Annotated in this window: 6 protein-coding genes and 1 tRNA gene; 5 read left to right on the top strand and 2 right to left on the bottom strand. The window is 45.5% G+C overall.

Features of this window, described 5'->3' with window-relative positions; genetic code table 11:
* Positions 1–84: 84 nt before the first annotated feature.
* Together ACODJP_RS13010 and ACODJP_RS13005 are read right to left on the bottom strand one after the other, a co-directional pair.
* Positions 85–168: transfer RNA gene (locus ACODJP_RS13010), tRNA-Leu, on the bottom strand.
* A 152-nt stretch (positions 169–320) separates the two neighbouring features.
* A complete protein-coding gene (locus tag ACODJP_RS13005) occupies positions 321–1,028 on the bottom strand; it encodes a MurR/RpiR family transcriptional regulator (protein ID WP_422482204.1) in 708 nt (235 codons plus the stop codon).
* 250 nt (positions 1,029–1,278) lie between these two features.
* Here ACODJP_RS13005 and ACODJP_RS13000 point away from each other — a divergent pair, with 250 nt between their 5' ends.
* Genes ACODJP_RS13000 through ACODJP_RS12980 form a run of 5 tightly spaced genes read left to right on the top strand, consistent with a single transcriptional unit; the run spans position 1,279 to position 6,810 of the window.
* On the top strand, positions 1,279–2,751 hold the full coding sequence (locus ACODJP_RS13000; protein ID WP_422482202.1) for an FAD-binding oxidoreductase: 1,473 nt from the start codon (positions 1,279–1,281) through the stop codon (positions 2,749–2,751).
* Between the two features lie 25 nt (positions 2,752–2,776).
* Entirely contained in the window at positions 2,777–3,595 is an 819-nt protein-coding gene (locus tag ACODJP_RS12995; protein ID WP_422482200.1) for an electron transfer flavoprotein subunit beta/FixA family protein, read from the top strand.
* Entirely contained in the window at positions 3,588–4,559 is a 972-nt protein-coding gene (locus ACODJP_RS12990; RefSeq protein ID WP_422482198.1) for an electron transfer flavoprotein subunit alpha/FixB family protein, read from the top strand. The genes ACODJP_RS12995 and ACODJP_RS12990 overlap by 8 nt, the downstream gene beginning before the upstream one ends.
* On the top strand, positions 4,556–5,338 hold the full coding sequence (locus ACODJP_RS12985) for an SDR family oxidoreductase (RefSeq protein ID WP_422482196.1): 783 nt from the start codon (positions 4,556–4,558) through the stop codon (positions 5,336–5,338). The genes ACODJP_RS12990 and ACODJP_RS12985 overlap by 4 nt, the downstream gene beginning before the upstream one ends.
* Before the next feature lie 38 nt (positions 5,339–5,376).
* Positions 5,377–6,810, top strand: coding sequence for an FGGY-family carbohydrate kinase (locus tag ACODJP_RS12980; RefSeq protein WP_422482194.1), 1,434 nt, complete (start codon positions 5,377–5,379; stop codon positions 6,808–6,810).
* Positions 6,811–6,895 lie beyond the last annotated feature (85 nt).

Genomic DNA, 6,895 nt, shown 5'->3' with positions numbered 1-6,895 from the left:
CTTCTTCCTCAAGCTCATGGCTGCTTCCAGGAGACCCTACTACAAGCCTCGTTCCCCCAGATTTTTGCACTGAGCCCTTTTATTTGCCGAAAGCGGGACTTGAACCCGCACGTCCTAACGGACAAGGGATTTTAAGTCCCTTGTGTCTACCAATTCCACCATTTCGGCGATGGAAATTCCCTATGTTCTTGATCCATAGGAGTGCTCGATATAGCCTATAGCAAGAAGGAAAATTATTCAAGAATGAAAGGTATAAAAGGTACGTAAGCAAGCTTTCATTTTCTGCATTCGCTCTGGCTGGCCCCTATGTATCGAACTCGTTAACTTTCCTGGGCTAGCAGCCGCTGGATGATTTCCTCAAGAAAAATGAAGAAAAGCGTCCTCGACTTTTCATATGCCTTCAGATGTTCAGGTTGTGGAGAGCTTGAGAGCCAGAAAATATGATCACATTGGTCAAAAAGTTCGGTATTGTATTCTTCTACAATCATGACGACCTCACAACCGCGATCTTTAGCACGCTTGTAGACCTGCTCAAATGAGTGAAAACGACCTGTCTCTGTTATGATGATCAAGAGAGTAGATTCATCCACCATCCTATCGATAGCCACCTCATCAGAAATTGCCATGGAGACCTTGTCGGAACAGTTACGCAAGCGGTATTCAAAATATTGGGCACAGAGAAATGAAGGTCCATAACCAAACAAAACAATCTTGTCGTGATTTTCAATCAATGAGAACAGATCATCCACAAGAGCATGATCAAACGTTGAAAGGAATGTCCCGATTCTTTGTAGCTCATTGGATTGTCCCTTTTCTTCCAAAGGCTTGCCATAGAGAAATGCAAGATACTGTTTATAATTCTGAAACCCTAACTTCTTCACGAATTTGGAGATCTTCGAAATCGAGCAGTCACAGAGTTGGGCAGCTTGGGCTATCCGTAGAGATGCGAACGAATCCCTATTGGCTAGCAATGTTTCATGTATCCTTCTTTCCAGAGGATTCAAAGAACTCAGATCAACAGCAATCACGTTTGTGTCCTCCAAAAACCGGATTGAGCATCCTATAGTTCCGGCTTGTATCAATAAGACAACCATACCAATTACTATGTATGATAGCAATACTTTTATGGAAAATTTTCCATTTATTATAGATATTTACAATCTTTTAAGAAAATTTTCCACAATTGGTTGACAACACCACGTTCAAATCCTAACATTGGACTAAGTTTGCTCGCTAGCTGAACGTAGAGTTACCGGGCTGAAAGACTGGGAGGAAGTTTTGAAAAAACAAGAAATCATCGCCCTTTTGGAAGAGATTTTAGATGCAAAGCAGATAAACACCAATAAAGAGGACCTTTACGATGCATCGGCCGATCGATATAAGAAATACGCCAAGGCGCGGAACGTACTCGATGTTCCCATGCCGATAGCAATCGTCTATCCAAACAATGCCGAAGAAATCAGCACATTGTTGGCTATGTGTAATGAACATAGAATCAATGTCATCCCACGTGCCGGAAAGACCGCCACGGAGGGAGGCTTGGAAAACTGGAAAGAAGAGACTATCGTTATCGATGCTTTGCACTTAGATCGAATAATCGACATAGATACTTACAACATGCAGGCAACCGTACAAGCGGGTGTCCCGCTTCAGATGCTTGAAGACGAATTGAGAAAGCTCGGATTCACAACCGGCCACTCTCCCCAATCGAAACCAGTAGCAAAATATGGTGGACTGGTCGCTACACGAAGTATTGGACAGTTTTCGACCTACTATGGAGCCATCGAAGATATGGTAGTGGGTCTCGAATGTGTATTCCCCGATGGTCAAGTTTGCCGCATAAAGAATGTCCCCAGACGTTCCGGAGGCCCCGATATCCGTCATATAGCAATAGGAAACGAGGGAACTCTCTGCTATATCACCGAAGTAACGGTTAAGATCTTCACCTTCTACCCCGACAACAACCGGTTCTACGGATATCTGATCAAGGATGTGGATACAGGAATAAAGGTACTGAGGGATGTAGTAGCAAACGGATTCCACCCATCGGTTGCAAGAACCTATTCCGAAGAGGATGCCGCCCAACACTTCTATCACTTCCATCGTGGACTCTGTGTTCTCCTATTCATGGCAGAAGGACCAAAGGGAATTGTTGATGCCACATGTACAGCTATTGAAGAGGCTGTTGAAGCGCACAAAGAGGGAATCATTGAACAGGTTGATAGCTCATTAATCGAAGAGTGGTTCAACAACCTGAATTGGTCCCAGCAGGATATCGATGACGAATTCGAAGGTATGAAAGAACATGATTCCCATTCCGGCTTCACCACAGAGATCTCCGCAGATTGGAAAACCATACCTATCATCTACCACAATGTGATCAAAAGGATAAGGGAAGAGTATCCTCGGGCACATGATCTGACCATGCTGGGAGGTCACTCCTCACACAGCTATATCAATGGAACGAACATGTATTTCGTCTACAACTACGATATCCACTGTGCGCCACAGGATGAAATGCGAGTTTACCACCACCCTCTGCAAAAGATCATTGTTGAAGAGACTTTGAAACTTGGTGGATCAATGTGCCACCATCATGGGATCGGAAAATTCCGCAATGAATGGACCAAGGATGAACATGGATCGGCTTACTATATGTTGGAAAAATTAAAAACCGCTTTCGATCCCAATGGAATCATGAACTACGGTACCATCTATTACCAGGAAGAAGGGCACAAGTACCAGTTGTAGGATCATAGTTACGAGGAGAAATGTGATGAGAGAGGAGAATCCAACACCACTTCGGCTAATCTGTCTGGTAAAATTCGTCCCCGATATGGATGGATTCTCCTATGACTATGAACAAGAGAAGCTTCAACGTGATCATATCAGGATGATAGCAAATCCAGATGATGCCGCTGCAATCGCATTTGCCTTGGAGGTCAAGCAGAGACAGCCTTCAACCCATATTGAGATTGTGACCATGGCTCCGCGCTCCGTGCAACCCCATATGATGGATCTATTGAGACTTAAGATCGATGCGGGGACCATGATCACCGATCCTGTATTCGCTGGTAGTGATACCTATGCGACCACTACCATCTTGAAGAAATTTCTTGATAACCGCTCATATGATTGCATACTTACAGGCACCCGATCACTCGATGGGGCCACATCTCATGTTCCTGCACAATTGGCCGAAGCACTCGGCTTGGACCATATGCAAGATATCACAAAGATAGACCTACAGAGATTCAATCGTCAGAGAGCAGTATTTCAGGTCGAAGATGAATTCGATATCACAACCTATGAGATGGCCATGCCAGGTATTCTCAGTCTTACACAATCGAGCGGATACAAACTTCCCTATATCGCCTATGAAGATTTCAACAGGGACGTCTCTGACAAACTGACACTCCTATCCAACCGGAAGCTACAGTGCTCTCCATCCGAGATTGGATTGGATGGATCGCTCACCCAAGTGGTCAAGACATTCACTACAGAACATCAAAAACGCACCCGGAAGGTCATCCATACGGATGAAGATGGTATGGATTACGTGTATTCCTTCCTAAGGAAACGTGGATATGTCTGATCTGAAGCACGTCCTCGTAGTACAGGACACCGAAAACCTCGAAAACAGTATCAAGCTCCTCGCTCTCATACAGACTATGTATGCACAAGGAACCTACCAAGTGACTTTGTTATCGTTCCAGGATGAGGTTGGTCTGGTAGATGGGTATTTCCACCAGATAATCACTGCACCGAAAGTACCACAAGGAGCCTTGAATCTACCCGGAATGAGTGAAGTGGTGGAGAAGCTCCATAATCAGAATAATTATGATAGCATCCTCATTCCAGCAACCCATTTAGGTAGGATGCTCGCTCCTCGTATGGCAAGAAGACTACACACGGGTCTTGTTGCCGATGTGAACGATATTGCCCATATGGGGGACAGACTTCTTATGATACGAACTGCCTATAGTGGAAATATATTGGCAGGAATCACCTCAGTGGGAAATGGTCCGATCATGATGAGTGTACATCCGGATGCCTTTTCATACACAGGAAAGAAAGAGTTGCAATCAAAGATCCGGCGCTATGGAGAACCTATACGAAACACCTCGACTTTGTGCTTGTTGGAGCGGGAAGAAAAACCCAAAACATACGACATCAGAAAAAGCGAGATACTTGTTTCAGGTGGCGGTGGGGTAAAACGGGATTTCGCTCTTCTGCAGCAATTGGCAGAGACTTTGGGAGGGACGGTTTCGGCAAGCAGAAAACTTGTAGACCAAGGAATTGCCCCGAGAAATATCCAGGTTGGCCAATCGGGAAAAATCGTAAGCCCTAGACTCTATATTGCACTCGGAATCAATGGAGCAATACAGCATGTTGAGGGACTACGAGACATTGAGACCATTATTTCAGTAAACACATCCGCAAAAGCTCCCATCTGTAGCCTCTCCGATATCGTTGTTGAAGGAGATGCAAAGGATTTCATTGAAAAACTGCTTTTAAAGATCCACAATAACCAACATACACAAGAAGGGGAAACATGATGCATGTCACCGATTTTTCGATGGACCTTTTTTCGCTGAAAGGAAAGAACGCAATCGTCACTGGCGGAAACAGTGGTCTTGGCCAGGCTTTCTCCGTTGCCCTCGCAAAAGGTGGCGCGAATGTCATGACCGTGAGTATTGCGGATGACTACGGTGAGACAAAACAATGGGTTGAATCGTGTGGAGTCGATTACCGCTATGTTCATGGGGACATAACAGCCGATGGTGTATGCGCACGCGTAGTAAAAGAGTGCGTGGAGAGTTGGGGCAGTATCGATATTCTGATTAACTCTGCGGGAATCTGTATCAATGTAGAAGATGTCACCCAGTTCGAAAGAAAGGATTGGGACAAGATGGCCGCTGTCAACCTGACCGCTGTATTCGAGATGACCCATGAGGCCTGCAAGTATATGACCAGACAGAAAAGTGGTAAGATTATCAATATCGCATCCATTTACTCATTCCTCGGTGGAAAGTGGTCACCAGCATACGCTGCCACAAAACATGGGATCGTTGGTCTTACAAAAACCATGTGCGATGAACTAGCCGAGTTCAACATACAAGTCAATGCGATAGCTCCTGGATATTTTGCGACAAAATTGACTGAGAAAACGCGTAATGATGAAAAACGCAATGCTGAGATACTTTCCCACATCCCTGCGAACCGGTGGGGTATGACAAGCGATCTTATGGGTGCATGTATCTACCTCTCAAGTGATGCATCGAACTATGTAAATGGAACGGTTCTCACGGTGGATGGAGGGTATCTGATGCGTTAGGGCAAACCACTACTACCCTATCAGACAAGAAGGTGATTATGAATAAATATATACTTGCCATAGATGGAGGAACACAAAGCACAAAGGTTGCGATCTTCGATCTTATTGGAAATGAGATAACCTCAGAGACTGTGCCACTACAAGAATTACACCTGTATGGCACCGGTCGTGCAGAGCATCCCGATGATGATCTTTGGGTAAGTCTTCAGCGCGCTTGTACGACACTTTTGGATAGATTTGAAGGTGACCTCCACGATATCGTTGGAGTAGGATTGGGTTCGATACGGTGCTGTAGAGCTCTGTTGACCGAAGATGGCAGTTTGGCCTCTCCTGTGCAGAATTGGATGGACATCCGACTATCAGCTGCCTATGAACATGAAGACGATGCTGTACATTATGTCACCACAGCAACCGGCTACCTCACCTTTCGTCTCACCGGAGAGGCAAAAGATACCCGTGCGAATTATGTGGGACCATGGCCGATAGATCCAACCACGTTGGACTGGTATGAAGATGAGAAGCGTTTTAGCACCTATAAGATAGATAGGAGCATGTTGTTTGAGTTGGTTGATCCCGCAACGGTGCTGGGAACGATAACCGAAGCTGCTAGCAAAGCAACAGGAATTCCGAAAGGCTTACCAGTGGTATCCACAGCGAATGACAAAGCTGTAGAGGGTTTGGGATCAGGTTTAGTCCAAGATGGTACGGTACTGGTCTCACTTGGTACCTATATCACATCCATGATGGTAGGCGATTCGTACGATTCTTCTGCCCACAACTACTGGAGTAATCCTGGAGCTGTCCCAGGGGAGTTCCTCTATGAAAGCAATGGAATCAGACGGGGTATGTCCACTGTGACATGGATCAAAGATCTCATGGGGTCGGATCTCATCACCGTAGCAAAAAGCCGAAACCTCACACCAGAAGCCTATTTAAACGAATTGGGAGCCGCTGTGCCCGTCGGTTCTGAAGGACTGTATACCGTGTTGCACTGGTTGGCAAGACCAAAACATCCTCATGAAAGGGGAATGATGGTCGGCTTCAATGGAAAGCACAAAGGTCCTCATATGTTCCGCTCAGTGTTAGAAGGAATCGCATTCACTATGAAAAACCATGCCCAAGCGATGTGTGATGAACGTGGTATAGACATGACCGCCTTGATCATAAGTGGAGGCGGTTCAAACGGCGATTTGTTCATGCAGATATTCGCTGACGTCTTTGGATTGCCTGCCAGACGGAATGTAGTGAATGGTTCGGCAAGTATGGGTGCTGCCATCTGTACGGCACTCGCACTGGGAATCTATCGTGATAGACAACAAGCAATAGATCATATGGTAAGGCCTCGGGATACCTTTAAGCCAGTGGATAAACATGTTGCCCTCTATGAACGTATGAACAGGGATGTGTATAGCAAATTGGCGCCTACGCTCGATCCCCTCCTAGCGACATCTCATGGAATATTTAATTCTTGATAAGATGACCCATGCTTTAGGATAAAAGCAGTTGACAAAAAGTGGGTTGCATAGTGTAATGGGACTGTAGAGTTAGCTTTTGCTA

Origin of the sequence: Pleomorphochaeta sp. DL1XJH-081, from assembly GCF_049310885.1 — a bacterium.
GTDB lineage: Bacteria > Spirochaetota > Spirochaetia > Sphaerochaetales > Sphaerochaetaceae > CAYZJV01.
The sequence above is the reverse complement of the archived record's forward strand: the minus strand, read 5'-3'. Positions and strand labels throughout refer to the sequence as shown.